Origin of the sequence: Allobosea sp., from assembly GCF_017308075.1 — a bacterium.
Taxonomy (GTDB): domain Bacteria; phylum Pseudomonadota; class Alphaproteobacteria; order Rhizobiales; family Beijerinckiaceae; genus Allobosea.
Genome location: NZ_JAFKFX010000039.1, coordinates 1 through 26,147, shown reverse-complemented (window position 1 = coordinate 26,147; position 26,147 = coordinate 1). Strand labels below are relative to the sequence as shown.

Sequence of the window (26,147 nt, the reverse complement as noted above, 5' to 3'; positions counted from 1 at the left end):
TCCGTTACTGTTGCAAAAACGGTCTCATGGATTTTGATTTTGGGAATCGTTTTGGCGGAACCGCCCGCCCTGATGGTTAATTCTGTCCTGGCCGTCGTAGTGACAGAGTGCCTTCTTCTGGTCGGGTGCATGCCCCCATGCTCACGGACCCCGATGAATAGTCAGGCCAACGCGCTCCGCCCGCCCTTCACGGCGCGATAGATCGTCGAGGGCGCGACCTGCACATGCTCGGCGATCTCCGCCATGGTCAGCGTGCCCTCGGCAATCAGCGTGCGCACCACGGTGAGCTTCACCGTGTCGAGCGACTTCGGGCGTCCGCCGACTCTTCCGCGTGCACGGGCGGCCCGAAGACCGGCCTGGGTACGCTCCCGAAGAAGCTCGACCTCCATCTGGCCCAGCGCTCCGAGCACGTTGAACATGAAGCGGCCGGAAACAGTCGTCGTATCGAACCCCTCGGTGATGCTCTTCAGGCCGATGTCACGCGTCCGCAGGTCTTCGGCGACATCGAGCAGGTGGCGGATCGAGCGGGCCAACCTCGACAGGCTGTACACGACGATCACATCGCCTGGGCGGGCATGGTCGAGGAGTTGGCGAAGTTCGGGACGGTCAGCCTTCAGGCCACTCGCCGTCTCGATGAAGATGCGCTCGCAGCCATCCGCCTTCAGGGCATCGATCTGCAACGTGTGCTGCTGATCGAAAGTGGACTTCCTCGCATACCCCAGCTTCATCGCCTCTCCTTCGCAAAACTCGTCGAAGGCAGGCTCTCATGAGAAGCCAGTTCTGCAAGCAGTTTTTGCGAGACCGTCGTCAGCAGAATCCCCGACGATCACGCCGCCATCACCAGCGTCGCGGAAACGACCGTTTGGGAGAGAGGGCAGGTCCGGCAACATGAAGACGGGGGATAGTCCTGCGAGCAACATCCGGCATCGCTCCATTTGCGGTGCGGAAGTTTGCCAATTCTTAGATCGTCAATGGCAGCGTCGCCATCGAGGGGCAGCGCATGTCGTTTCGACGAGACATTGCCGGGATGAGCACGGTCCAATGGGCCGTGGTGTGCGGGTGCTCGTTCATCATCGCTCTGGGAGCAGGGCTCGGACTGTTGACGCCGTCGCCGCAACGGCTGGATGAACTTCGCAGGGAGCTACTCCCCTCTGAACCTCAGAAGCCAGCCGACCAAGCGGCCACGCGATCAATCGGCACAGTCCAGCAGGTACCGTTCAGGATATGCGGTCGCGGCGCTGGCGACTGCGTCGTTGACGGAGACACATTCTGGTATCGCGCTGAGAAAATCAGAATCGCTGACATCGACGCCCCGGAAACCGAGCAGGCCAAGTGCTCCAGTGAAAGAGCGCTGGGCGATCGGGCAAAACACCGCTTGGCCGAGCTACTTTCAGAAGCGCCATTCTCGCTTGAAGGCTATGGCTCGCGAGATCGGGACCGGTACGGACGCCTGCTGCGTGTGGTTTACCAGAATGGACGCTCAGTGGGCCAAATCCTAGTAGCCGAGGGATTGGCCCGTCCCTGGCATGGCCGACGCCGCCCTTGGTGTTGATGATCGTCGCGACATTCTCCAGCCGACAACCCGGATGAGCCCGGCCGGGAGCAGCCAGCCCACAAACAGCGAGTAGCCGGGTTCTCATGGCTTTTGCGCTTGTGCTGGCCGCGATAGGGCCGGTGATCAAAACCAGATGGTTCCAGTCACACTCTCCGTCACGATCATCGTCGCCAGCCCCGATCCTACAGGGCTTGGCGATGACGGCTTTGGGACGGTTCGAAGGAGGGTTTTTGGAACGAGCGGCTGAAGGGTCGAGGGGCGACGTGCGACCGTCAGACGTTCAGGACAGGAGCAGGAGATTAGAGAGCAGACGTGAAGCGCACACTCGAAGTTTTTTATCTCCACGCGGCGTCAGGATAGCGTTCTCGTATCGATATTTTTGGCAAGCCAAGTGCTTGTGCGACAACATCATCAGGGCCGTTCGGCGTCAAGTCAACGACCGGATCGTACAGCGACTCCTTCTTGAAAAACGCGAAGCAATCCCATGACGGCGCGCCACTATTCAATCCGCATCCCAATATCGGTGTGGGGAACCAAGATAATGGCGCTGCTGATCCAGATTTGAGGATTAACGCCTTTCCACCAGGGGCCTCAACCTCGATGTCTTGTGCGTGAATTTCGACGAGCACCTTCTGTTGCTTGGCAGGCGGTTTGGGCCGTATGCGAATTGACGGCCGAGACGGCGCGGTGAAAGAGGTGTACTGGCACAGTCCCTTCGCAAACATCATCCGACCACCTGCACCCGAGTCTCTATCGATCGGCTGGGACGTTATGATGCCGTTCTGGACGTTCACACCACTCGGGCAGTTTGATCGGCGCAACGAGACTTCCTGTATTTGGCCATTAGGCTGCGTAACTTGGTAGGCTTGATCCAACCCACGGCCGGACACCAGCGCTTGGGCAGTAAGCGGGCTTCCAATAAAACTGTCCATGGGGCTCGGAACAATCAAGATATCTTCTTTTGTTCGATCGAACGCGATTGTTTTGTTCGCATTTGATTCATGAATGGCAGCATTGAGGCTGTGTACCTTCCAATGACTGATACCGGCTGCCGCGAAATATCCACCAAACCACACCATGGGGATGAGGACCATCCAGCGCGACCCGTCCTTCCACTCTTCAATTGCCATCAAGCCAAAGCCAAGATTGATCAAGATAACCGACCAAAATGGAGCCCCGACAATCATTAGAAATATGCCAACGTAGGGAATGGCCTGAAGCAGGAAGATGATGGCGGTCCCGATGAAACAATAATGCCATACTCTTCGCATCGTTGGCTCCATTCCTGTGTGCTACAGAGCTTATAGGGCCTACCTTCTCAAAAGACTTAAGAGACCAGGTTACACCTGCGGGCAACGCATCTCAGTTGCGCAAGGGGCCGATCGAGACAAACTCGAACACCGGACAAAGGAGCATCATCAGATTTCGTTCGACAAAATTCGGTTCAGGCTCATGCTCGCGCTCAACGTCAACAACGTGGAGAATGCATGGGACAACAGATCGAGCAGCGGCCCTTTCGGGTTCGGGAATTCCGTGGCTACGCGCTGAACTTCGCTGCGCAGCTTGAAGCCAGCCTCGAACATACAATCCTCCACATTCTCAAGGCACGCGACCTCAATAGGCAGGTGCTCTTCGCCGCCGCCGCCGCCGCCGAGATTGATCTCGTCCGCCCTGAGGCGTTCCTGGCTCAGATCGAGGTGCGTGCGGCCGATGTACTGGCCGACTTCCATGGCCTCGACCCAGATGCGCGGATTGCGCGGGCGTTGGCCGTGATGACGCCCCGAACGACGATCGAATGCGTCTTCGGGACCTGCCCGGACGGCCTGCTGGGCCTGTTCGAACGATTCGGGAGCCAGCCCCTGTACGGCCCGGAAACTTATCGACTGGCCTTCGAACTGTTCTCCCGCCCCGAGCATCGAAGGCGCGCGAAAGTCCTCGGGCAGCTTCCCGGTCAAATTCGTCCTGAGCACGTCACCGTCGCCGCTAGTCTCGACGAGCGGCTCCTGCACCGCAGCGTTCTGGAGCGGTGTCATCAGAGAGAAGTTGCCGCACTGAACCGCTTCGCCGAGATGATCGTGGACCTGTGTGACGCGACGCCCGCACTGATCCGGGAGAGCCTCGACCAATTGGCGGTCGGCACCCGAGGCTGCAAAATGACTGAATGGGCGGAAGGCTGGATGGCCCGGCAGGTCCGCCTTCCGTTTGTGGCTCCCATTCCGGCGAGCGATCCTCACCTACGCCTCCGCCTTGGAAGGGAAATGGATGATCTGGGCCGCCGCCTCAGAAACTGCGCTGCCCAACGAAAATCGTTCACTTTCCTCGGGGAAAGACTGATCTACGAGGTCGTGAAACCGGGTGAACAGGCCGTTCTTGAATTGCTGCGCCTGACGAGCGGCGATCAGACGCATTGGGTTTGCGAGGACCTCCGGGCACCTCGTAACAGGCGCGTGAGCCCCGAAACGGCCGCCTGGGTTCAACGGAAGCTGGACCAGTACGGCATCTTCTACCAGTCCGTAGCGCATCCCTCGGCTGAACAGCAGGCGCTGCACCGATTGGTCGATCACACCACGGCTTTTGTCTAGGACCGGCAACGCGAAGCGGCCGACTACGGCGACGACGATGCCGATCTGGATGCGCTCTTGAATGACCTGGAAGAGGAAATCCATGGCCGAGACGCGGCCTGACCCATGCGGGCCTTCCTGATCCTCACCGCCCTGGGCTGGGCGATGTCGCTGCCTTGGGCGACCCTATTCGCCTATTTCGTGCTGATCGTCGGCGCGCTCGTGGCGGCATGGTTCCTCGCGATTTCGATAGAGCGCCATCCCGCGCCGCCGAGACAAGATCGCAAGGTGATCGACTTAAACTACGTCGCTGCCCTGGAAGCCATGGTGGTGGCGGCGGAGACCGAGATCGAAACGCTGCGGACCGAACTCCAGCGGCTTCGTTCGACCGCTGCTGCGTCGGAGCCTGATCCGAAGGCTGCGCTCTTTGGTCGGGTCGGGCTCAGTCCGGGCGCGCCGGAATGGGTGGTCCAGGCGGCCCCGCAAATCGTACCGATCAGCGCTCCATCCCGATCTTCATCCAGCGCATCGGAAAAAGGAGGCGGAGAGGCGTTTCAAGGAAGCTGAGAACGTCTTCAACATGATCGCGCGTCATCGCACTTGATATCTTACTGGCATGATTCCGACGACTTGGGTATCGGCGCAGCGGAACTCGTAAACGCGCGCAACCAAATTCTCTTTGTCATTCGCGCGATTCGATAATTGTGTTTTCATTGAATGTTTTGTCTTTACGAAATTTAAGATCAGTACCTGATGATCATGCGTCGTTTCGTAGAGTTCGGAGCCGGAATTGATCGGGCAAATCGTAATAGTTGTCTTATTTTTTTCCTATATGACCTCCGCCTATTCGCAGGCGTATGTCGGTAAATGGGATGAGAGCAGGAATCATTGCACTCGTACTGAGAGCGACTCGTGGGTGAATTTGAGTGGAAATACGTTTGTAGCCCATGAAAGCCACTGCAAGCTCCTAAAGAAAGTCAAAAAATCTGAAAATAGCTGGAGTGCCTCGGGCGTCTGCGAGGGCGAAGGCGAGCGCTGGCCAGTTCGCCTTGAGTTCTCAGTTCGGGATCGGATGTTGATCATTTCCGAGAACGGCTCCCGTCCCAGAAAGCTGGTTCTTTGCCCGAGGTGATCGTGAACAAGACGAAGCAAAGCCCAAACAGAGTCTGCGCGGGTGCGCTTGGCACTGTGCTGTGCCTGTGTGCATTTTCTTCAAGTGCCGGAGAGCTTCACGTCTTCGAGCACAACCGCTCGGTCATGAACCTCTACATGGTGAGCGATAAAGTCAGGATCACCTACGAGACGCCACGCCCTGGGCTTGGCGAGGCCGGGATTCGATCAGGGACCGTGCTGTTTGAGGGCTCCTATGATGGTGAGCGCTTCGAAGGTACGGCCTACGCTTTCAAAGCAGGATGTCGGCCTGCGCCATACGCGGTGCTCGGAAGGTCGGCAGGAAACGGTCAGATCGTCCTGCAAGGTCCCGCTCCCGTCCGCGCCAAGCATGGCTGCGCCGTGACCGGCTACTCCGTTGAAAGCCCGCATGCTCGGCTGCGGTTCTCGCATTCCGCGACACATCATTGATGTCGATACGAAATAACGATCTAGGAGAATTGCTTATGCGCGCACCAATCATCGCACTCGCGCTGCCACTTTTGACGACAGTAGTGCAGGCGCGAGACGGCTTCCAATGGGGCCATGGCGATCTTGGCCGCGACCGCAGCAGCATAATGTATGCTGTGCCGGAGAGCGATAATATCTGGGTGAGCGGTTCTTGCATCCGCAAGAACGTGGTCCGAGTCATGTTTTCGATTCGACCGAAGGCCGTCACCAAAGTCTCGCCCGACACCGACAATTATCTGGCCACGATCCGCGTCGGCGGGGAGCCGTACCGTCTGATTGGCAAACTTGAGGCCGACGAGATCAACGACGGCCATGTTTTTATTGCGATGATTACACCGGACGACCGGCTCCTTCAGCGCATGGCCGCCGACTCGAAATCTTCTTTCAGATACGACAATGCGACAATTCCGCTTGATATGAAGTCCGCAAGTGGATTCAAGGGAATGCTGAAGGTTTGCACTTGACGACTTTCAAGCGCGTAATCAGGGCTACGCACAATTATGTATTCGTTGGATACCCTATCGTCGCAATCCAAGCTCCTCGAAGCTTTGAATGACCTGCGTTGCGGCAAGTACGACAAATCCGTTACTTGCCGTACCCTGAATCGTTGGCATTGATAGCGCTGGGTTCGACATAACTGGTCGCGTCGCGGAAGGCGTTGCCGCGACAGTTTGGGCGACGCGAGGCGAGGCGACTTCGGCCCTTTCCGTCGCGCCAGTTTCGGGACGAAAAGATTCCGGCGGCCGGTTGACAGCAAGCTGGAACGGCGCAGGTTTTGTCGGCGCGGAAAGCTCGGCGAACGCGCTCGCCTCGCTTCTCATGTTCGCCAAGGCTGTTCTGATGCGCGTGTTGGCGGGCGGCTCTGCCAGCGCAAGGGCAGTACGGGTGTCTCGAACTGACGGTACGATGTGCACGACCTTGTAGCCACCGCCCTTCAGCGCTTGCAGCAAGGCCGGAACCATATCGACCGTCCGCTTCTGGATGTCGTGAAGCAGAATGATGCCGCGACCCTTCGCGTTGAGTTGCCGCATGACGCGATGGAGCACCTGCTCGGAGCCGATCGGTTTCCAGTCATCACCGACGATATCCGCACTCATCGAAATCAGGTTTCGTTCGGCGACGTAGTCCTCCAGGGCGCGCGTCCGGCCCAGCCCTGGAAATCGAAAGAACGGCGACAGGGCCGGGTGTGCCGTGCCGAGCGCGGCACTCGCGGCGAGGAGGCCACCGTTGATTTCATCTCGGCGGCGCTGCTCACTGCGAATGCGGTTTAGATAGCCGTGCGACCAAGAGTGGCTGGCGACAGTATGCCCATCGGCGGCTACACGGCGCAGAATACTTGGAAACTGCCGGGCCATTGTGCCGACGACAAAGAAGGTAGCCCGGACGCATTCGGCTTTCAGGGCATCGAGGACGGCGGTTGTGCGATGTGGCATCGGGCCGTCGTCAAAGGTCAAGACAACCTCCCCGCGCGCCAAGGGGAGCCGACCTCGGTAGGAGATGTCACCGACCGGCCCTGTCGAGACCGAGACCTCAAGAACACGGGACGTGCCGAGATTGTCGTCCGTGCAGTTGTTAGCTTTCGCAAATCCACTGATGCCGCAGGCCAGCAAAGCCAGAACAGCGGCGGTAGCCCTCGTCATATCCAGCCCCACGCAACGCAAACGGGGCAGTGGTAACCGCTTATGGTTACCGTGGGGTAAGCGGACCGGCGCTTCTAATCTTCGCAGTCATGAAAGCGTAAGTAGCGGCGGTGTGCCCAACCTTGCGTATAGCGGTTGGAGCCTTTGTCGATCCGCCTGACCGAAGTGACGTGCACCCATTGCGGATCACAGACCGAACTTGCCCCGACCTGCTCGCACGTGGCCGTATCAACCCAGAGCCGATCGCCAGAGCGCAGGCGGGTGACTTCCCTGAGCCCGCGCCCCGGCGCGGCGCGGAGCGATAGGAAGCCGTCTGGCGTTTCCAGGACTTTGGCGCAGCCTTCCGCTGTTGCCTTGACCGCTGTAGGAAGGAAACTTAGCGCAGAAATCATCAAGAGACGGATCATTCTATTTCCAAATTGAAGAATTTATGATTCGCAATCACGAGTGTATGGAAAAGAGCCGCAATTTGCTTAAGCTTAAAATAATAAGTGCGATAGATATAAAGTATCTTTGATCGCCTATGATTTGAAATGGAGTGCATTGTGCGCGTTGCCATAATTCTCGCTGGTCTTATCGTCACCACCGCTGGGCAGGCCCAAACACCTCAGGAACTCGTTCGCCTCTGGAGCGAACAGCATCGTTTGTGTCGAGGTTCCTGGGATAATCCGAAGACCCAGCGGGCTTGCGATGTTCGCTCGAAGTATGAGAAGCGCCTGAGCAGTAGCGGATGGTGTTACGGTAAGAAGACCGACACGGCTGGTTATCAAGCCTATTGGCACCGCTGCACCAAAAATTCGGTCAGGATTTAACGTAGGCCAAGCTTCGGAGGTTGCTGGTGGCCCCTCGCCGCACGCCAAGGCGATCAGTGCGTGAGTGACCTACCAACGATCATGCCTCTGCCGTCCTAAAGGGACGCGCAAGCCGCCTGCTGCGAAGGAGGTCGATGCCGGTCCGGTACTTCGAGCGCCTGGAACAACTTCATCGGCTGCGGATTTTCTCCGCGAAGGCAGGGAAGACATGTCCAATTTCAAGGTCGGCGATCACGTCCGTTGGAATTCCGAAGCCGGGATGGTCAGCGGCAAGATCATCAAGGTCCACCACGCCGATTTCGACTACAAAGGCTATCGACATCGCGCCTCCGAGGATGAGCCGCAGTACGAAATCAAGAGCGACAAGACCGACCACGTCGCCGCCCATAAAGGTGCTGCTCTCACGAAGATCGGCTGATGGTAGCGCAGTTTACCACCATCGGCCATTCGAACCGCTCCCTTACCGAGTTCGTGACGATACTGAGGGAGGCCGGTGTCGATCTGCTGATCGATGTCCGCGCGTTTCCGCGATCGAGAAGCAATCCGGCCTTCAACATCCATCGGCTGCCGAGTGACCTGGAGCGCTTCCAGATCGGTTATCGCCATATCCCGGAGCTTGGCGGACGGAGGCGAAAGCAAAGAGACGTGGACGCGCAAACCAACGCGTTGTGGCGCGAACAGAGTTTTCACAACTATGCCGACTATGCGCTGAGCGATGAGCTTCGCGATGCCTTCGAGGAATTGCTGCGCCTCGGCGAGGCGCGTCGCTTGGCATTGATGTGTGCGGAGGCGGTCTGGTGGCGATGCCATCGTCGGATCATCACCGATTATCTGCTCCTGAACGGCCACGCGGTCGATCACCTGATGGGTCCGGGTCAGATCGAACATGGCACGCCGACGCCGGGCGCGCAGCGGACACCGGAGGGGAAGGTAATCTATCCGGCGGAGCGTTCCCCAGGCGAAAGGCCCATGCCGCCACCGCCCCCATGAACCGCGTTGTCAGACCGGTCAGGCAGAGGTTACGTCAATACGGCTTCGATCGTTCGCTCGGTTACGATTCCGATACCAGCGTCATGGTTGTTCAGCCTGTCGAACCCACGATGCGAGATCAAGATTCGTAACTTTTCCGAACCCGCCGCCGCGCTTGGAGCAGAGCTTCTCCGCGCTCGTCGGCACCGCCATCTCACGCAACGCGACCTCGCAGAGAAGGCTGGTATCGGCCGCATGACCCTCGTCGGTCTGGAGGCAGGGCGAGGCTCCCTGGCTGCTCTGATGAAGGTGCTGGAAACGTTGGAACATCGGCTCGCCGACCAACCCGTGGATGTGGAACTCGGCCGCTGGATTGCTCAGTCCCGCAAGGGCGTAGGCTTGTCGCAGGAGAAGCTGTGCGCTCTGGCTAGCATCTCGAAACCGGCCATCGTTCGGATCGAGCGCAGCGAAGGCCATGTCGCAACCCTGGTCGCGGCCATGGATGCGCTCGGCTTGTCGATGTCCCTGGTGGATGTCGCGATCGAGACTACACCGCCTCCGCTCCCCGAGCCAACCGCCCGAGTTCTCCTGGGCGACTGCCGCGAGCACATGCGGGATTTCGCTCAGCAGGGCCTGATGTTCGACGCGATCGTGACCGATCCGCCCTATCATCTCGTCTCGATCTCGCGGCGCTACGGCAGGAAACAAGCGGCCCCGCTGATCGGCGGTGAGCCGGGCAACGACAACCCCTATAGGGCAATGGCCACCGGTTTCCTTGGGCAAGAATGGGACGGTGGCGGGGTTGCGTTCGATGTCGAGACGTGGCGTGCGGGCTATGCGGTGCTGAAGCCGGGTGCCTACCTCATCGCGTTTGGCGGACCCAGAACCTTCCATCGCCTCGCCGTCGCGGTCGAGAATGCGGGCTTCGAGATACGTGACCAGATCATCTGGTTGTTCGGGTCAGGTTTTCCGAAGTCGCACAATTTGAAAGGCCGCCACAAAGGCCGAGGCACCGCGCTCAAGCCCGCCTTCGAGCCGATCATCATTGCGCGCAAGCCAATCGCGGAAACGAGCGTGGCGTCCAACGTCGTGATGTTCGGTACCGGGGCGATGAACATCGATGCTTGCCGAATCCCCACCAGCGAGTGGATCGAGCAAGGTCGGGCGGGCAGGAAAGTGGGAGCCTCCGTAGCACTGGCTGGCCGTGGCCTACCACCGACCGGCCTCGTGGATGTCGGACGAAAGGACCGACCAACCTCCCGGCCGGGCAGCACAGGCATTGCCAGCTACACGAAAGCAAACGTGGCGGCCGGAATTCGGCCAGCGACGAGCTTGAAGCAATGCGTCGAAGCCCCGAGGGCGGAAAATGGTCGGTGGCCCGCCAACGTGATCCTCACCGACATCGAGGAGACGTGGGGACGTTACTTCTACGCAGCCAAGGCGTCGAAGGCCGACCGAGGACCCGGAAACAACCATCCAACCGTCAAGCCGACAGAATTGATGAAGTATCTGGTCAGACTTGTGACACCTCCTGGCGGCACGGTATTCGATCCGTTCATGGGCTCGGGTTCGAGCGGGGTTGCGGCAGTCCAAGAGGACTTCAGCTTCGTCGGCTGCGAGATGGTACCTGAGTATGCTGAAATCGCGCGAGGCAGGATCGGGAAGATCATGCCGCGTGGTGAGGGGGTGCTCAGCGATCTTGGGATCAAGGAAATACCCGTGCCCCGAAACGCAGTTTGAAGTGGAAGGCTTCGTCAGGGTCTGCGAACAGATACTTCTGCCCGGCTCCTCGCGGGAGTTGATCGAAACTTACCGGCGCTGTGCAGTTCTCGTCGAGCCATAGGCGACGCTCAACATTCATCGCTTGGAACAAGTCCTCGCCGAGGTTCAGACGAGTCATGCCCTTCTGTTCGACCTCGTAGGGGTGCTGAAGCTGCTTTTTGGCCGTAAAGGTCGCGTCGATTTGGCCGAATGATTGGATGAGTGCGGGTGTCATCGGTTATTTAGCTGCATGAGCCGAGAAGCCGCTAAATAGTTCATGCCTCCTCGGTGCACATCCGCCCGTCGCTGCTCTTCGATAGACTGCGCCGCCTGCGCGTGGCGATATTCGCTCACCATCGCGCGCCGCATTCTTGCCTGCGAGCCGAGACACCTCCATGCGGTGACGATCGTAGTCGCGGCTTCGAGTCCGCGCCAATTCAGCCACTGGCGAAAGTCCGTCCATAACTCCGTGGCCCATCAGCGACGCCAATCGCTATGGTGGCGCGGCGTCGGCCTTTGGGGCTGGTGGAACGGTGTGGACCTGCGCGGCATCGTCGAACTCGGCTCCATCGCGCCGACCGAGTTTATTTCCGCCCTGAGACGGCTTGGAGAAGTTAGTTTGCGACCTCTCGAAATCGGGAACGTCCGAACTGAGGTCTACCGGACGGCACGATCGGTCTCGACCGTTCCGAAAGCGGACGCGGCCGGGCGATATCAGCCGCTCAAGATTGCGATCGAGCCGGTGACCGTCGCGGTCCCCATGGTGACGCTCGTCGGCAGCAGGATGATCGAGGCGATGCCGATGATTGTATGACCCTGACTACATTCCGAACTCGGGTATCCAACACCACGCCTGGGTTCAGAGCATCTGCGGGCCGGGCGGTGGTACCGAGCTTTGAGAATTAAATTCGGCGACCGCCTGCTCGACGATTGGCGTGTCAGAACCAGCCTTCCACAAGGCGATGAGAATCTCGCCCAGCCGGTTTTGAGCAGCCGAGCGATACGGTGGAGCGATCGGCGTAGAACGATTGATTTCAATCCACGCGGCGTCAAACGCCTCAACCAGATTCGTCATATCCTCTTCGTCGGCCACAAGTGTTCGGAACGGCATGCAGTCGGCCTATGTCACCTTCATAGGTCAGGCAAGACAGCTACTCTTCGACCAAAGTCGAAGAAGCGCCTTGTACGCTATCCAACGGAGCAGCGAGATGCCTCCCGCGCCTTGCATGCGACATGGATGTTGAGGCTGTTTCAGGGCGTCGCCTATTCTCCCGGACGTGATCTCGCCCCCTCCCGCCTGGGCGCACCTGGAGCCCGCTTCCATCAAAGCTCTGCTGGAGCCTCCCGGCGAGCCGCCGCAGGCACTGCGGCTGACGCCCCACGAGGTGTTGGTCGAGACGGCGCTCGCGGTGTCCATGGATGCCGCCGCGCGGTTGCTGTTGGACCTCGCTGTGAAGCAGGGCGGCTTGGCCCTAATCCGGCCGGTTTCCTGAAGCGGGCGGATGTCTGGCATGTCTTCGATCAGACGGAAGAGCCGGATAGATCGAAATCGCGAAGGGAGCCGCCCTTGCAGGAGACTCCTGTCAGCTTTGCTCAGGCGGACATTGGTGAAGTTCGCGCGGCCGAGCGCTGCGCCGGGGGGCCGCTGAAGGACCAGTCACCGCCCGATGACAAGCGGCTTAGACAAAGTTGGTACAAGGCCGTGCCGGATCATGATCTCCTTGATCTTCACGAGATCAGGATTGCGGGTCACGTTCACTTCGTGCGCGATTTCGTTGAAGTAACGCCTGCCGATTGTCCCTGGGGTTATGACGATAAGAGATCGCGCTGTCTCGCTGTGAAGGTTCTCGTGTGTATGAACGCTGCCACGCGGAATGAAGAGGCACTGTCCGGCTCGAAGCTCGTGCCGTACCCCGTCCAACGTCGTTGGGGTAGTACCCTCAAGCGCGTAGATCACCTCATCGACCGCCTTGTGGAAATGAGGCACAGGGACCCGAGCTTTGGCTGGTATGCTGAACTCGAACATTACCACGCTGCCAGAACTGCGTGTCTCGTCGGTTAGAAAACGAAGTTCGAGGCTCCGATGCGGACCACGTCGCCATGGCAAGTCTCCATCAGTAAAAGTCGCTTGACGACATCCTTCGTAAAGTCGCTTTATCAGATGATCGCTTTTGATCACCGATCATTGACGGCAACTGCGATGGCGGCCGCCCGACCTTCTGGCCAGCGCACCATCAATTGAGCCAATCCAGCCCGCTGCTCGCGTTCGTCATACCCGCTCCGATAACGCCAGTTTACGCTACAAATCCTTGACCATCAGAATCCACTCTCCGGGCTCATCCGATCCCGGAAACGGGTGGAAGGGTCGCCTTTCCCATTCCGTGAAGCCGCTCTTCGCATAGAGGCCGTAGGCCCTGGCGTTGAAGCTGCCGACCATGAGTGTAAGGCGATCTTTGCCTGCTGACCGGGCGATGTTCTCTGCTTCCGAGAGAAGCGATTTGCCTAAGCCCTTGCCCTGATGTTCCGGGTAGATCGACGCCACTGCAATATACCACGTCCCGGCCGCGACATCCTTCAACGCGTTCAAAGGCTTAATCACCTCTGAGGCGGGCGGCGATCCGGTCGGCTCGGGGATCACATAGCCGTTCAACGCTCCGATGAGCACCCCCCGATCTACGGCAACGCGCCAGTTCTTCTGGTGCATGTAGTGGCTGGTATCGTTACGGATGATGTTCCGGCCGACCTCGAACGATGACTGGCCGGGCGAGGCCACCTGACCCCATAGAAACGACGTGAGGCGTCGCGTCGCCATATCAGCGAGGAGAGCGAGGTCGGCGCAGTCTTCCGGGATCGCAGACCTAAAAGCCACGGTAGCAGGTACGGGCGTCGAGAACATGTTGCTTCCATCATAGCTTGATCGTGAAGGGCCGTTGAAGTCGATGGTGACGACATGCGGACCACGATGGAGATCAGGCTTCACGCGGCCTCCCGAATGGCCCTGAAGAAGGTACTGACGCAATCGCGCAATCGATCCGCTTGGCTCGAAAGGTCCTTGGCCGAATTCAGTACCGAGGTGGCGGCTCGTCCCGTCTCGGCAGCAACCATGCTAACGCCGGTCACATTGGCCGACACGTCATGCGCTCCACGGGCCGATTCCTGAATGCTCTTGGAAATGTCCCCGATCCGTACTTCCTGGCGACCGACCGAAGCCGCGATGGTTTGCGCGATCGCGTCGATCTCCTCGATAGTCGTGCCGATCCCGGAAATGGCGGCAACGGACTGCTGCGTTGCGGACTGGATCGCGGCGATCCTCTGACCAATCGAATCCGTTGCCGTCGCTGTCTGGGTTGCGAGAATCTTGACCTCTGTCGCCACGACGGCAAAGCCCCTTCCGGCCTCTCCCGCACGAGCAGCCTCGATCGTCGCATTGAGAGCGAGAAGATTGGTTTGCGATGCGATGTCCGCGATGAGCTTCACCACGCCATCAATTTCGCCAGTGGTCGCGACGAGGCCGCTCATCAGTGTCTGAGACTGACTCGCCTGAGCCATCGCTCGCGTCGCGATCGAAGCCGACTGAGAGACTTGGTGACCGACCTCGCGAACCCTTGCCAAAAGCTCATCGGCTGCTGCCGCAACGCTTTGAGCGCCAGCCGATGCTTCTTGCGATGCGCTGGCCGCAGCGGTTGATTGCCGCGATGTCGCCTCTGCGTTGATGGAAAGCCCGTTGGCTGTTTCCTCAAGATTATGTGCCGAAACGTCCACGATGCGCAGCGCCTGAGACATCTCGTCGTTGAAGCTGTTGATTGCCGCCGTAACCTTGTCTTGCCGCGCTTGACGCTCAGCGAGCATTTCGTCCTGATAGACTGAGATCGCGAGGTCCATATCGAGCATGACGGCGGCGTTCACCGCGACCAGGGCCTCAGACAGTTTCGCTGGCCGGAACCGGTAGGATTGCACAGCCAGAGTGGAGAGTTGCGCCAGGACGAAATTGTAGCCGCCGATATACCAGCGGGGCTTCAGGCCGATCCGGTTATGGACACGGCCAATGGTCTGCACGCCCCGCATATAAGCTTCATCGAACTGTCCATCGAACAGCCGTGCCCAATGATCCCCCTGAACCCGTTTCAGGCGAGGTATGTCACGTCCAAGAAGTGTAGCAATCTCGGGTTCCGTCGTGATGTGGGCGTAGAAGGCATCGAGAATGGCGGGAAGCCGTGGTTCGACGATCGTCCAAAAGCGCCGGAGGGTCTCGCTTGTGCTGGCATCGATGCGCATGAAGCGCATCCGAGTCTCCCGATCCACTGTGTGGCTGATCGGCAGGCTCTCATTCGAATTGGTCATATTGATCGGCTCAGAAAATACGTACTGCGGAGGGTATCTCAAAGCGATACGCCCCTCGGAACTGGATCGTTTGCTGCGTTCGCGCGCGCGTTAGGCGGTTCGGCTGTCCCGTACCAGAGTGAGTACCGGAGACGTGTGACGTTGCTGGTCCCCGGTGCGGAAGGCAGAAACCAGTTGGCTCAAGCGGTCGATCTGCGTCATCAGCGTGCGGGCAGATGACGCGCTTTGCTCGGCCAGTGCAGCATTCCGTTGGGTTATCTCATCCATATGGCTGACGGTCTGGCTCATCTCCTCGATCCCATTGGCCTGCTCACCAGTCGCGGACGCGATCTCCTTGACGGTACCGGAAACGCGCACCGAAGCGTCAACGATCTTCTCCAGCGTTTCGCCAGCCAGCCGGACAAGCTTAACTCCCTCAGTGACCTCGGCGTCGGACGAACCGATCAGGCTCGTGATGTCCTTGGCCGCCGCCGCCGAGCGTTGTGCCAGTGCACGGACTTCGGCAGCGACCACGGCAAAGCCTCGCCCTGCCTCGCCCGCGCGGGCCGCCTCCACCGCCGCGTTGAGTGCCAGGAGATTCGTCTGGAAGGCGATACCGTCGATAACGTCGGTAATCTCCGATATCTTCTTCGAAGCCTCCTCGATGCGGACCATTGCCTCGACGGCATCCCTGACAATGCTGCCTCCGGTGCGCGCAATGCTCGCCGCCTCGTCTGCAAGGGCTACGGATTCTCTCGACGACAGGGCAGAGGTCTTTACCGAAGCCGCAAGTTGTTCGGTTGTTGCCGCAGTCTCTTCGAGCGCAGACGCCTGCTCCTCTGTGCGCGCGGAGAGGTTGGCCGCGCCGTCATTGATCTCCTGAGATGAGTCAGCGATGGCAGTTGAACTGGCCTTGATCGTCGCCACCATCTCACCGAGCCGCGCCATGGCATCGTTGAAGTGATCACGAATCTGGGCGTATTCGGCAGGGATGTCCTGGGACATGCGGAAGCTGAGATCACCATTCGCCAGCGCGGCCATCCCCTCGCTCACCAGAGCGACTGCCTTTTCGCGCTCGGCAGCCTTTGCTTGCTCTATCGCGCGCGCCTCTGCCTCGGCCTTCAGCCGCGCGGCTTCGGACACCTCAAGGTAGACGGAGATGGCATAATCCATGTCGAGCAGCGCGGCCTTGACGATCGCGCTGATCTCAGCCGCACGCTCGTCCGCGCCCGGCAGCTTCGACCCGAACGCGCCCTTCGGCCAACGCGCTTCCAGTACCTTGCCGATGATCTGCGACAGCAGGAGCGCATACCCACCAATATACCATCGCGGCCCTAGCCCGATTCTGGCATGAACCTGCCCGACACGCGTTACCGCTGCCACATACTCCTGATCGAACTGCCCCTTGGCGATCCGAGTCCAATGGAGGACCTGTCTGTTCTGCGCGCTGGCAATCTGCTGCTCGTCGCGGAAGAAGGCCATCGTTTCGGGGTAGGCTCTGATCTGCGCGTAAAAGGCATCGAGCGCGCCCGGCAACGCTGCGACGATCGTCTTCTGCACGTCCCGAATCCGCTGCTGCGCATCCGTGCCGAGTTTCATGAAATCCAGTCGCTGCGTGAGGTTGTCGGGGGCGGTCATTGATCTTTCCTTGTGCCGCCACTCTTGGCGGCCTGAACACCGATGGCGCTAGAAGACGCATGATTAACGCCCTTCTAAGAAGCAGCGACCGAGCACGCTGATATGCCTGCGACAAACGGTCGTTTCCGCGAGACGCTCGTCCGGGTCGGGATCGTCGGGGATTCTGCTGACGACGGTGTCGCAAAATTCGATTGCAAAACCTCTTTCTCATGAGACCGTCGAAGAGACGGGTTTTGCGAAGGAGGCGGGATGACGCTGGCCGAGACAGAAAGGGACGTTTGGGAGCGCGCCTCGAAGGTCAGGAGCGAGGCGAAGGAGCCAGTAAGCTACGAAGTTAGTTTGCGGAGAGATGAAGTGATGAGCGAGACCACAGACGACAAACACCAAGGCGTCTACTTGTGCAAAGGCGTCGCCCCGGAAATGTTGGACGATCTTGCAGGCGTCGCCGAGGATTTTCGCCAAGGCGGCTTCCCCTGCGCCATAGCAACCAGCGCCGATATCGCAAAAGGTCGCATAGGTGAAATTCGTATGTGGCTAAAGGAGCGTTACGGTCCACGGTACGCCCAATGGTTATTAGTCCCAGTTCACGGGGCAGACTCCCAGAATCCCCAGATGGCATTGCTTTGGGGTTTTAAGGATAAGGACCATATGTTCGAATTTAAGATCAACTGGTGCTGAGCATAAGCCCCATTTCAACAGCACGAAGCCCGACGTTTGCACTGACGATAACTGCGTTTTCAATCACCCGTTTTCACCATAGAGCCGCCCTTCGAGGCGGCTTTTTCGGTTCTGGCTTTGGTTTTGCCTACAGAAAAAGTGCGTATTTAAATACTACTTACCGGTGGAGTCCTTGAACTTGCGCACCGCGGCCTGCGTCTTGCGGTTCATCACGAAGCTGGCGTTCTGGCGGTAGCCGGCCTTCAGCGCATAGACGAGGTCGACCAGGATGTCGGCCGGGTTCGCGGCGGCGAAGGCGCCGGCGACGCCGGTCTTCAGCGTGCCGATATTGCCCCAGCTCCAGCTGGCATCGGCGACTGCGGGATAGGCAAGGAAGCCCCTGGGCTTGTCGACGCCGTCGCCGTTGACGAAGGCCGCGCCCTCCTGCTCGGCGAAGGCGCTCTCGACCTCCTCGGCGATCCACTGGTCGATATCGACGATGGCGTCGTCGAGCAGGGTCTGGGTCGCCGCCGGCATGGCGTAGAGCTCCATCGCCGGGAAGGAGAGCTCGGCCAGAGCGGGCGTGCCGGTCTGGGGCCGGGCGACGCTCTCCGCCACCCAGCCCGAAGCCGGACCGCTGGTCGAGAACGCCTTCTTGTAGGTGCCCGAGGAGATCGTGCGCACCGTCGCCAGCGCGCGGATCGGCGAGACCGCGGAGAGGCGGCGCAGGATCTCGCTCTCGACGGTCGAGGGCGCGAGATAGCCGCCATCGGGCCCCGAACCGGCGGAGAGCGCCTTGCCCTCGAGCTGTTTCAGCCCAGCCGCCTCGCCATGGCGGACATCCTCGGACTTTCCTCCCTCCCCCGCAGCGGCACTATCCAACGCGACCAGCTCGCGCACGGTGCGAGCCAAGGTCGCCAGCGTCTTGGCATCGGCCTCGCTCGCGGCCGTTCCGGCCGGCAATTCGGCGAGATGTGCCTCATGCGCTTCGAGCTGCGTCTGCGCCGCCTTCCAAAGCTTGCCGATCACGGCTTTGCGGCCGCGCGGCGCACGCTTGCGCTTCGCCGCCGGCGGCGCCGGGGCGGAGTCGTCATTCTCGTCGGTCATCGGAAACCTCGGCTCCGGCCGGACACGCAAAAGCCGCCGGCTTTCAGCGCGGCGGCTTCGTTCGTCTCAGGCACAATTCGTGAGCGTTCCCGATCTCTACCCGATCAGCGTCACGATGTCAAGGACTAAATTCCTATAATGACCTCAGCCGAGACTGTGGCTCAGGTCTCGTCCTTCTCAACCCATTTGATCTGGGCCAGCGGCTTGTAGGCCGCCATCTTGTCGAGCAGGGCCGCCGGCTCGCTCTCGGTCATCGCCATGTCGCGATGGGCCTGGCGCAGGAAGCCGGCGCTCGCCGTGTTGTCCAGGAAGGCGGCGAGCGGATCGTAGAAGCCGGCGATGTTGAAGAAGCCGAGCGGCTTGCCGTGGATGCCGAGCTGGCCCCAGGTCCAGATCTCGAAGATCTCCTCGAAAGTGCCGATGCCACCGGACATGGCGATGAAACCGTCCGAAAGCTCAGCCATGCGGGCCTTGCGGATATGCATGGTCTCGACGACCTCGAGCCGGGTCAGCCCGTTATGGCCCACCTCCTTCTCGCGCAGGGCCCGCGGGATCACGCCATGAACCTCGCCGCCGGCGGCTAGCGCCGCATCGGCGACGATGCCCATCAGCCCGACCGCTCCGCCGCCATAGACGAGGGTCAAGCCGCGCCGTGCGATCTCGGCGCCCATGGCGCGCGCGCCCTCGGCATGAACGGGATCGTTGCCGGGGCTCGATCCGCAGAAGACACAGACTGATTTCATGAGGCGAGCGCCTGCAGGATGCGGGCCCAGGAACGCTGGCCCTTGTGGAAGGAGGAGAGGTCGTATTTCTCGTTGGGCGAATGCACGCGGTCGTCGTCGAGGCCGAAGCCGACGAAGAGCGTGTCGATCCCGAGCGTGCGCTTGAAATCGCCGCCGACCGGGATCGAGCCGCCACTGCCGATCGAGACGACGCGGCCGCCCCATTCCTCGGCAAGAGCCTTGCGCGCCTTCTGCAGGACGGGGGAATCGACAGGCACCGCCAGCGCCGGCGAGCCGGAATGGCTGATGAACTCGGCCGTCACATCCTCAGGCAGACGCTCGCGCACGAACTGGTGGAAGGCCGCCTCGATCTTGGCCGGGTCCTGGTCGCCGACGAGGCGGAAGGAGACCTTGGCCGAGGCCTTGGCCGGGATGACGGTCTTCGAGCCCTCGCCGGTATAGCCGCCCCAGATGCCGTTGACGTCGCAGGTCGGGCGCGACTGGATCTGCTCGATCAGCATGCGGCCCTTCTCGCCGATCGAGTGCTTCAGCCCGATCTGGCCGAGGAACTCCTTCTCGGTCAGGTTGAGATCGGCCCATTCGGCCTTCTGCGCCTTGGTCGGCTCGTGCACGCCGTCATAGAAGCCGGGAATGGTGATCCGGCCGGTCTCGTCATGGATCTCGGCGACGATCTTGGTCAGCACATGGATCGGGTTCGCGGCCGCGCCCCCGAACAGGCCGGAATGCAGGTCGCGATCGGCCGCGGTCAGGCGCACCTCCTGATAGACCATGCCGCGCAGGGTCGAGGTGATCAGCGGCGTGTCGCGGTCCCACATGCCGGTGTCGCAGACCAGCGCGAAATCGGCCTTCAGCTCGGCGGCATTGGCCTTGATGAAGCCCGGCAGGTTGACCGAGCCGGATTCCTCCTCGCCTTCGACCAGGATGGTGAGGCCGACCGGCAAGTCGCCGGTCTCGGCGAGTGTGGCGCGGATCGCCTCGATGAAGGTCATTACCTGACCTTTGTCGTCGCAGGCGCCGCGGGCGAGGATCACCTTGCGCCCGGGCTCGATCTCCTTGACGGCGGGCTTGAACGGGTCGCTGTCCCAGAGCTCGAGCGGATCGACCGGCTGGACATCGTAATGGCCGTAGAACAGCGCGTGCGGCGCGCCGGGCTTCGGGCGGTGGGCGAGGACAACCGGGTGACCGCCGGTCTCGCGCAGCTCTGCCTTGAAGCCGAGGCCTTCCAGATCGCGGCAGAGCCATTCGGCCGCCTGGCGCGTCTGCGTATCGAAGGCCGGATCGGTCCCGATCGAGGGAATTTCGAGCCAGGAGGAGAGCCGCGCCAGCGAGGCGTCGAGGTCGGCGTCGAGACGGGAGAGAATGGCGGGCAGCTTGGACATGGCGCTCACTGAGGCTGATTCCGATTGGCGCCATCATGACGAGCCCAGCGCCGGATGCCAGTGCCGCCAGGGCATGACGGGAACCCCTGCCCCGCCCAGAAGGCGGGGCAGTGCAACCGATAGCCGTGTCAGCGCTTCCCACCCATCATCGAGCCGAGCACACCGCGCAGGATGGCCTGGCCGACCTGGCGGCCGATCGTGGTCGCGGCAGAGCGCGCTGCTGAGGTGATCACCTTTTCCGCCATGCTCGGCGGCAGGCGCCCGCCCCGGCTGCCGGGGCCGGTCTTCGGCCGCTCGGTCGAACCGCCGAGCCAGCCGCCGATCGTGTCGAGGATGCCGCCGCCGCTATCCGCAGAGGCCTCGACGGAAGAACCGTCGGCGTTCATCCCCTTGCGCTTCATCAGCTCCTCATAGGCCGACTCCCGGTCGACCATCGTGTCGTATTTGCCGGCGAAGCCGGAGTCGCGCATGCACTGGGCGCGCTGCTGCGGGGTGATCGGCCCGACCTGCGCCATGGGGGGCGCGATCAGCGTGCGCTCGACCATGGTCGGCGTGCCCCTGCCCTCGAGCGTCGAGATCAGGGCCTCGCCGACGGCGAGCTGGGTGATCGCCTCCTCGGTCTTGAACTTCGGATTCTGGCGGAAGGTCTCGGCCGCGGCGCGCACCGCCTTCTGGTCGCGCGGTGTGAAGGCGCGCAGCGCGTGCTGGACGCGGTTGCCGAGCTGGGCGAGCACCGTATCGGGGATATCGAGCGGGTTCTGGGTGACGAAATAGACGCCGACGCCCTTGGAGCGGATCAGCCGCACGACCTGCTCGACCGCGGTTAGCAGCACCTTGGGTGCGCCGTTGAACAAGAGATGCGCCTCGTCGAAGAAGAAGACGAGCTTGGGCTTGTCGAGATCGCCGACCTCCGGCAGTTGCTCGAACAGCTCGGAGAGCAGCCAGAGCAGGAAGGTGGCGTAGAGTCGGGGATTGGCCATCAGCTTGTCGGCGGCGAGCATGTTGATGACGCCGCGCCCGTCGCGGTCGGTCTTCATCAGGTCGTTGATGTCGAGACCCGGCTCGCCGAAGAATTTCTCGCCCTTCTGGTTCTCCAGCACCAGCAGCGCCCGCTGGATCGTGCCGACCGACTGGGCCGAGACATTGCCGTATTTCGTCGTCAGCTCCGAGGCGTTCTCGGCGATGAAGGTCAGGACGGCGCGCAGGTCCTTGAGGTCGAGCAGCAGCAGTTTCTGCTCGTCGGCGATGCGGAAGGCGATGTTGAGCACGCCTTCCTGCGTGTCGTTGAGGTCGAGCAGCCGCGACAGCAGCAGCGGCCCCATCTCGGAGATGGTGGCGCGGACCGGGTGGCCCTGCTCGCCGAAGACGTCCCAGAACACGGTGGTGAACTGGTCCGGCTGGTATTTCAGCCCGAGTTCCTCGGCGCGCTTGACGAAGGGCGGCTTGGAATCGCCCACGGCCGCGACGCCGGAAAGGTCGCCCTTGATGTCGGCCGCGAAGACCGGCACGCCATGCGCGGCGAAGCCCTCGGCCAGGACCTGCAATGTCACGGTCTTTCCGGTGCCGGTCGCGCCCGTGATCAACCCATGCCGGTTGGCGAGCTTGAGCAGCAGCACCTCCGGCTTCACGCTCTTGCCGATCAGGATCGTGCCGTCATCCGCCATGGTCGCGCCTGCTCCGTTGCCTTAAGGTCGTGCAACCGATGTAGCGAAACGAGAAGTGGGGCGGAAGCATGAAGATCGCTTCCGTTTGAAATGGTTTATGTATAAACTATCTAGAGAGCACCAGCTGGCTCGGCACGAGAGGATCGCACGATGGAAGAACTGATCTCCCGCATCATGGCCGCTTCCGGCCTGGATGAGTCCCTGGCGAAGAAGGCCATCGGCATCATCCTCGCCTTCCTGCAGAAGGAGGGTCCTGCGGCCGAGATCGGCCAGCTTTTTGCGGCCCTGCCGGGCTCCCAGGACCTCGCCGAGGCCGAAGGCGGCGCCAAGGGCGGGTTGATGGGCGCGATCGGCGGCCTGATGGGCGGTGGCGGCGGCGTCATGGCGCTCGGCGGCCAGCTGATGGGTGCCGGCCTCTCGATGGGCCAGATCCAGAGCGTCTCGAAGGAGATGTTCGCGGTCGGCCGCGAGCAGGCGGGCGAGGACACGATGGGCGCGATCGTCGGTGCGATCCCGGGGCTCGGCCAGTTCGTCTGAGCGGCCGAAAGCCAATAATTTCAATGAAACGCCGCCCCGTTCGGGCGGCGTTTTGTTGTCGCGTGCCCCATCATGGGCGTCACCTATACCGGTGCCCGGCACTTGCCTTCGCGGCGCCGCTTGGCGATGAGAGCTTCACGGCCGCACCAACGGCCGTCAGGAGTTCGCGCCGATGACCTCGACCTCGCTTGCCGACCTGCCCTATATGGGGGCCTTCGCGACACCTGCCGGCGAGCAATGGCGCAGCGCCGTCGACAAGGTGCTGAAGGGCGCCGATTTCGAGAAGAAGCTGGTCGGACGGACCGCCGACGGCATCCGTATCGAGCCGCTTTATCCGGCAGCGACCGGTAGCGCAGCCCGGCCGCTCCGCCAGCAGCAGGGGCGCTGGCACGTCGCGGCGCGGGTCGATCACCCCGAACCGGCAGAGGCCAACCGGCTGGCCCTGGCGGAGCTCGAAGGCGGCGCCGACTGGCTCAGCCTCTCCTTTGTAGGTGCCGCCGCAGCGCGCGGCTTCGGGCTTGCGGCGAAGACCGTCGCGGAGCTCGACGCCGCCCTCTCCGGCGTGATGTTCGACCTCGTCCGCCTGCGGCTTGATCCGGCTCCGGGCGCCCGCCGCAATGCCCTGCTCCTGGCCGACCTCGTCGAGAGCCGCGGCCTTGCCGGCGATGCGGTCGAGATCGATTTCGGCATGGACCCGATCGGCGCACTCGCCAGCTCCGGTACGCTTTCGGTATCGCTGCCGGAGCTCGGGCAGAACCTCGCCGAGACGATCGGAGCGCTGAAAGCACACGGCTTCCGCGGCCCCTTCCTCGCCGCAGACGGGCGTCCCTGGCACGAGGCCGGTGCCACCGAGGCGCAGGAGCTCGGCGCCGTGCTGGCCACGGCCGTGACCTATCTGCGCCTGCTCGAAGCGCAAGGCATGCCGCTCGCCAAGGCGCGCGACGCGATCTCCTTCACGCTCGTCGCCGATACCGACGAGTTCCTGACCGTCGCCAAGCTGCGTGCGGCGCGTCTGCTCTGGGATCGCGTCCAGCAGGCCTGCGGCCTGGAGGCCCGGCCGGTTTTCATCCATGCCGAGACGGCCTGGCGCTCGCTGACCGGGCGCGATCCTCACGTCAACCTGCTGCGCGGCACGGTCGCGACCTTCTCGGCCGGGGTCGGCGGCGCCGACTCGATCGGCGTGCAGCCCTTCACCGCGGCACTCGGCCTGCCCGATGCCTTCGCCCGGCGCATCGCCCGCAACACCCAGCTGATCCTGCTCGAGGAAGCCAATCTCTGGCGCGTCGCCGATCCAGCCGCCGGCGCCGGCGGCTTCGAGGCGCTGACACAGGCGCTCTGCCAGCAGGGCTGGCGCAAGCTGCAGGATCTCGAAGCCGAGAGCGCCGAGGGAATCTCGGGCATCGTCGGAGCTCTCGCCAACGGCCATGTCCAGCAGGGGCTGGCGCGCGAGCGGGCGAGCCGGGCCAAGGCGATCGCGACGCGGCGCGAGCCGATCACCGGGACAAGCGAGTTCCCGAACCTCGCCGAGGCCGTGGTCGCGGTGCTGGCACCGCCGCCTGGCCCCCGTCAGGCCGCGCCGGACAGCGATGCGGCGATCCGGGTCGAGGCGCTGCCGAGCCTGCGCCTCGCCGAGCCCTATGAGGCCTTGCGGACGCAGTCCGACATCGTCGCAGCCACAGGAGCAAGGCCGAGCGTGTTCCTGGCGACGCTGGGCAACATCGCCGCCTTCACCGCCCGTTCCGGCTTCGCCCGCAACCTGTTCGAGGCAGGCGGCCTCGCCGCCCCTTCCGGCGATGGCTTCGCCGATGACGACAAGACCGATCTTGCGGCGCTGGTCGCCGCCTTCAAGGCCTCGGGCGCGAAGCTCGCCTGCCTGTGCGGCTCGGATGAAGGCTATGCGGCCGAAGCGACCCAAGCCGCCAAGGCGCTCGCAGAGGCCGGAGCGACCATCTGGCTGGCGGGACGCCCCGGCGAGCTGGAGGGCCGGCTGCGCGAAGCCGGCGTCGAGAATTTCGTCTTCGCCGGCACTGACGCTGTCGCGGCCCTGCAGGATGCGCTCGCGATCACCACATCCTCCGGACAGGTGGACAAGGAATGACCATGCCGATCGCACTCACCATCGCCGGCTCGGATTCGAGCGGCGGGGCTGGAATCCAGGCCGACCTCAAGACCTTTGCGGCGCATCAGGTCTATGGCGCCAGCGTCATCGTCGCGCTGACCGCACAGAACACGCAGGCCGTGCGGGCAATCCATCCGGTACCGGCCGATTTCGTCGCGGCCCAGATCGATGCGGTGTTCGAGGATCTCGACGTCGCGGCAGTCAAGATCGGCATGCTCGCGACCGCGGAGCTGATCGAGACCGTCGCCGACGGGCTTGAGCGCCATGGCGCCCGCAACATCGTGCTCGACCCGGTGATGATCGCGGCCTCGGGCGGACGCCTGCTGCAGGAGGATGCGATCGAGGCGCTGAAGCGCCGCCTGCTGCCGCTTGCCACCCTCGTCACCCCGAATCTGCCGGAGGCAGCCGCCCTGCTCGGCACTGCAATGGCGCAGACCGAGGAAGCCGCGGCCGAACAGGGGAGCGCGATCGCCGCCCTTGGCGCCGCCAATGTGCTGGTGAAGGGAGGCCATGCTTCCGGCGCGGACAGCGTCGACGTGCTGGTATCGCAGGGCGGGCAGCGCCAGCGCTTCGTCGCACCGCGCATCGAGACCCTGAACACCCACGGCACCGGCTGCACCCTGTCCTCAGCGATCGCGTCCGGCCTCGCCCATGGCATCGCGCTCGACGAGGCTGTTTCCCTGGCGAAACGCTACATCTCGGCCGCGATCGTCGCCTCCGATACGGTCAGGGTTGGCCATGGCCACGGGCCGGTGCATCATTTCCACCATTGGTGGGACAGGACCGACGGGAGAGACCGATGAGCTTGATCCCGGATTTTACGAAGCTTGGCTTTTCGGAGATCGCCGGCGCGGCGGGCGCGAGCGCTTCGGCTGTGACCGGCGAGGTTTGGGCGACGCCTGAGGGGATCGCGGTCAAGCCGGTCTATTCGGCTGAAGATCGCGCCGGGCTCGCCTTCGTCGACAGCCTGCCGGGGATCGCGCCCTATCTGCGCGGGCCCTACCCGACCATGTATGTCAACCAGCCCTGGACGATCCGGCAATATGCCGGCTTCTCGACGGCCGA

26 protein-coding genes and 1 pseudogene are annotated in these 26,147 nt (G+C 62.1%); 14 read left to right on the top strand and 13 right to left on the bottom strand.

Features of this window, described 5'->3' with window-relative positions:
• Positions 1 to 161: 161 nt before the first annotated feature.
• Positions 162 to 728 (bottom strand): recombinase family protein, encoded by a 567-nt coding sequence (locus tag J0J10_RS20185; protein WP_291648645.1) that lies wholly within the window; start codon positions 726 to 728, stop codon positions 162 to 164.
• A gap of 272 nt (positions 729 to 1,000) precedes the next feature.
• Between J0J10_RS20185 and J0J10_RS20180 the strand changes: the two genes are divergently transcribed.
• On the top strand, positions 1,001 to 1,552 hold the full coding sequence (locus J0J10_RS20180) for a thermonuclease family protein (protein WP_366825882.1): 552 nt from the start codon (positions 1,001 to 1,003) through the stop codon (positions 1,550 to 1,552).
• Positions 1,553 to 1,890: 338 nt separating this feature from the next.
• Here J0J10_RS20180 and J0J10_RS20175 read toward each other — a convergent pair whose 3' ends face one another.
• A complete protein-coding gene (locus J0J10_RS20175; protein WP_291648641.1) occupies positions 1,891 to 2,826 on the bottom strand; it encodes a hypothetical protein in 936 nt (311 codons plus the stop codon).
• Between the two features lie 216 nt (positions 2,827 to 3,042).
• Here J0J10_RS20175 and J0J10_RS20170 point away from each other — a divergent pair, with 216 nt between their 5' ends.
• The 4 genes from J0J10_RS20170 (at position 3,043) to J0J10_RS20155 (ending at position 6,200) form a co-directional block, all read left to right on the top strand.
• A complete protein-coding gene (locus J0J10_RS20170; RefSeq protein WP_291648639.1) occupies positions 3,043 to 4,137 on the top strand; it encodes a hypothetical protein in 1,095 nt (364 codons plus the stop codon).
• Between the two features lie 105 nt (positions 4,138 to 4,242).
• Complete coding sequence (locus J0J10_RS20165) at positions 4,243 to 4,683, top strand: hypothetical protein (protein WP_291648638.1); 441 nt, start codon at positions 4,243 to 4,245, stop codon at positions 4,681 to 4,683.
• A 567-nt stretch (positions 4,684 to 5,250) separates the two neighbouring features.
• On the top strand, positions 5,251 to 5,697 hold the full coding sequence (locus J0J10_RS20160; protein ID WP_291648636.1) for a hypothetical protein: 447 nt from the start codon (positions 5,251 to 5,253) through the stop codon (positions 5,695 to 5,697).
• 35 nt (positions 5,698 to 5,732) lie between these two features.
• Entirely contained in the window at positions 5,733 to 6,200 is a 468-nt protein-coding gene (locus J0J10_RS20155) for a hypothetical protein (RefSeq protein ID WP_291648634.1), read from the top strand.
• Positions 6,201 to 6,254: 54 nt separating this feature from the next.
• On the opposite strand, the gene J0J10_RS20150 is transcribed toward J0J10_RS20155, so the two are convergent.
• Complete coding sequence (locus tag J0J10_RS20150; protein WP_465247230.1) at positions 6,255 to 7,190, bottom strand: polysaccharide deacetylase family protein; 936 nt, start codon at positions 7,188 to 7,190, stop codon at positions 6,255 to 6,257.
• 1,206 nt (positions 7,191 to 8,396) lie between these two features.
• On the opposite strand from J0J10_RS20150, the gene J0J10_RS20145 reads away from it, so the two are divergent.
• From J0J10_RS20145 to J0J10_RS20135, 3 genes are all read left to right on the top strand, one after another.
• Positions 8,397 to 8,606 carry a hypervirulence associated TUDOR domain-containing protein gene (locus J0J10_RS20145; RefSeq protein ID WP_291648630.1) on the top strand — a complete coding sequence of 70 codons (210 nt, stop codon included), beginning with the start codon at positions 8,397 to 8,399 and terminating at the stop codon, positions 8,604 to 8,606.
• Positions 8,606 to 9,178, top strand: a complete 573-nt coding sequence (locus tag J0J10_RS20140) for a DUF488 domain-containing protein (protein WP_291648628.1) — start codon at positions 8,606 to 8,608, stop codon at positions 9,176 to 9,178. Before J0J10_RS20145 ends, J0J10_RS20140 begins: the two co-directional genes overlap by 1 nt.
• A gap of 87 nt (positions 9,179 to 9,265) precedes the next feature.
• Entirely contained in the window at positions 9,266 to 10,897 is a 1,632-nt protein-coding gene (locus J0J10_RS20135) for a DNA methyltransferase (protein WP_291648627.1), read from the top strand.
• Here the strand turns inward: J0J10_RS20135 and J0J10_RS20130 are convergent.
• On the bottom strand, positions 10,863 to 11,153 hold the full coding sequence (locus J0J10_RS20130) for a hypothetical protein (protein ID WP_291648626.1): 291 nt from the start codon (positions 11,151 to 11,153) through the stop codon (positions 10,863 to 10,865). The genes J0J10_RS20135 and J0J10_RS20130 overlap by 35 nt on opposite strands.
• Before the next feature lie 165 nt (positions 11,154 to 11,318).
• Between J0J10_RS20130 and J0J10_RS20125 the strand changes: the two genes are divergently transcribed.
• The gene (locus J0J10_RS20125; protein ID WP_291648624.1) at positions 11,319 to 11,732 is read left to right on the top strand and encodes a hypothetical protein; all 414 of its coding nucleotides are present in this window, start codon (positions 11,319 to 11,321) and stop codon (positions 11,730 to 11,732) included.
• Between the two features lie 45 nt (positions 11,733 to 11,777).
• Here J0J10_RS20125 and J0J10_RS20120 read toward each other — a convergent pair whose 3' ends face one another.
• From J0J10_RS20120 to J0J10_RS20100, 5 genes are all read right to left on the bottom strand, one after another.
• Positions 11,778 to 11,993, bottom strand: coding sequence for a hypothetical protein (locus J0J10_RS20120; protein WP_291648622.1), 216 nt, complete (start codon positions 11,991 to 11,993; stop codon positions 11,778 to 11,780).
• A gap of 582 nt (positions 11,994 to 12,575) precedes the next feature.
• A complete protein-coding gene (locus tag J0J10_RS20115) occupies positions 12,576 to 12,944 on the bottom strand; it encodes a cupin domain-containing protein (RefSeq protein WP_291648620.1) in 369 nt (122 codons plus the stop codon).
• A 273-nt stretch (positions 12,945 to 13,217) separates the two neighbouring features.
• Positions 13,218 to 13,898, bottom strand: a complete 681-nt coding sequence (locus J0J10_RS20110) for a GNAT family N-acetyltransferase (RefSeq protein ID WP_291648619.1) — start codon at positions 13,896 to 13,898, stop codon at positions 13,218 to 13,220.
• On the bottom strand, positions 13,895 to 15,259 hold the full coding sequence (locus J0J10_RS20105) for a globin-coupled sensor protein (RefSeq protein ID WP_291648616.1): 1,365 nt from the start codon (positions 15,257 to 15,259) through the stop codon (positions 13,895 to 13,897). The genes J0J10_RS20110 and J0J10_RS20105 overlap by 4 nt, the downstream gene beginning before the upstream one ends.
• 90 nt (positions 15,260 to 15,349) lie before the next feature.
• On the bottom strand, positions 15,350 to 16,876 hold the full coding sequence (locus J0J10_RS20100; protein ID WP_291648614.1) for a globin-coupled sensor protein: 1,527 nt from the start codon (positions 16,874 to 16,876) through the stop codon (positions 15,350 to 15,352).
• A gap of 249 nt (positions 16,877 to 17,125) precedes the next feature.
• Here J0J10_RS20100 and J0J10_RS20095 point away from each other — a divergent pair, with 249 nt between their 5' ends.
• Positions 17,126 to 17,554, top strand: a complete 429-nt coding sequence (locus J0J10_RS20095) for a hypothetical protein (protein ID WP_291648613.1) — start codon at positions 17,126 to 17,128, stop codon at positions 17,552 to 17,554.
• A 159-nt stretch (positions 17,555 to 17,713) separates the two neighbouring features.
• Here J0J10_RS20095 and J0J10_RS20090 read toward each other — a convergent pair.
• From J0J10_RS20090 to J0J10_RS20075, 4 genes and pseudogenes are all read right to left on the bottom strand, one after another.
• Positions 17,714 to 18,562 (bottom strand): annotated as a pseudogene (locus tag J0J10_RS20090) (phage major capsid protein); the annotation flags it as partial.
• A 239-nt stretch (positions 18,563 to 18,801) separates the two neighbouring features.
• Positions 18,802 to 19,383: an LOG family protein gene (locus tag J0J10_RS20085; RefSeq protein ID WP_291648611.1), complete on the bottom strand. Its 582-nt coding sequence runs from the start codon at positions 19,381 to 19,383 to the stop codon at positions 18,802 to 18,804.
• Complete coding sequence (locus J0J10_RS20080) at positions 19,380 to 20,762, bottom strand: dipeptidase (RefSeq protein ID WP_291648609.1); 1,383 nt, start codon at positions 20,760 to 20,762, stop codon at positions 19,380 to 19,382. Before J0J10_RS20080 ends, J0J10_RS20085 begins: the two co-directional genes overlap by 4 nt.
• Positions 20,763 to 20,890: 128 nt before the next feature.
• The gene (locus tag J0J10_RS20075; RefSeq protein ID WP_291648607.1) at positions 20,891 to 22,426 is read right to left on the bottom strand and encodes a helicase HerA-like domain-containing protein; all 1,536 of its coding nucleotides are present in this window, start codon (positions 22,424 to 22,426) and stop codon (positions 20,891 to 20,893) included.
• 150 nt (positions 22,427 to 22,576) lie between these two features.
• Between J0J10_RS20075 and J0J10_RS20070 the strand changes: the two genes are divergently transcribed.
• The 4 genes from J0J10_RS20070 to J0J10_RS20055 all read left to right on the top strand — a co-directional run.
• Positions 22,577 to 22,963 carry a DUF2267 domain-containing protein gene (locus tag J0J10_RS20070; protein ID WP_291642830.1) on the top strand — a complete coding sequence of 129 codons (387 nt, stop codon included), beginning with the start codon at positions 22,577 to 22,579 and terminating at the stop codon, positions 22,961 to 22,963.
• Between the two features lie 172 nt (positions 22,964 to 23,135).
• On the top strand, positions 23,136 to 25,061 hold the full coding sequence (locus J0J10_RS20065; protein WP_291648606.1) for a methylmalonyl-CoA mutase subunit beta: 1,926 nt from the start codon (positions 23,136 to 23,138) through the stop codon (positions 25,059 to 25,061).
• Complete coding sequence (gene thiD / locus J0J10_RS20060) at positions 25,058 to 25,885, top strand: bifunctional hydroxymethylpyrimidine kinase/phosphomethylpyrimidine kinase (RefSeq protein WP_291648605.1); 828 nt, start codon at positions 25,058 to 25,060, stop codon at positions 25,883 to 25,885. The genes J0J10_RS20065 and thiD overlap by 4 nt, the downstream gene beginning before the upstream one ends.
• Positions 25,882 to 26,147 (top strand): methylmalonyl-CoA mutase family protein (locus tag J0J10_RS20055; protein ID WP_291648604.1); only part of this gene is annotated, 266 nt, incomplete at its 3' end. The genes thiD and J0J10_RS20055, both read left to right, overlap by 4 nt.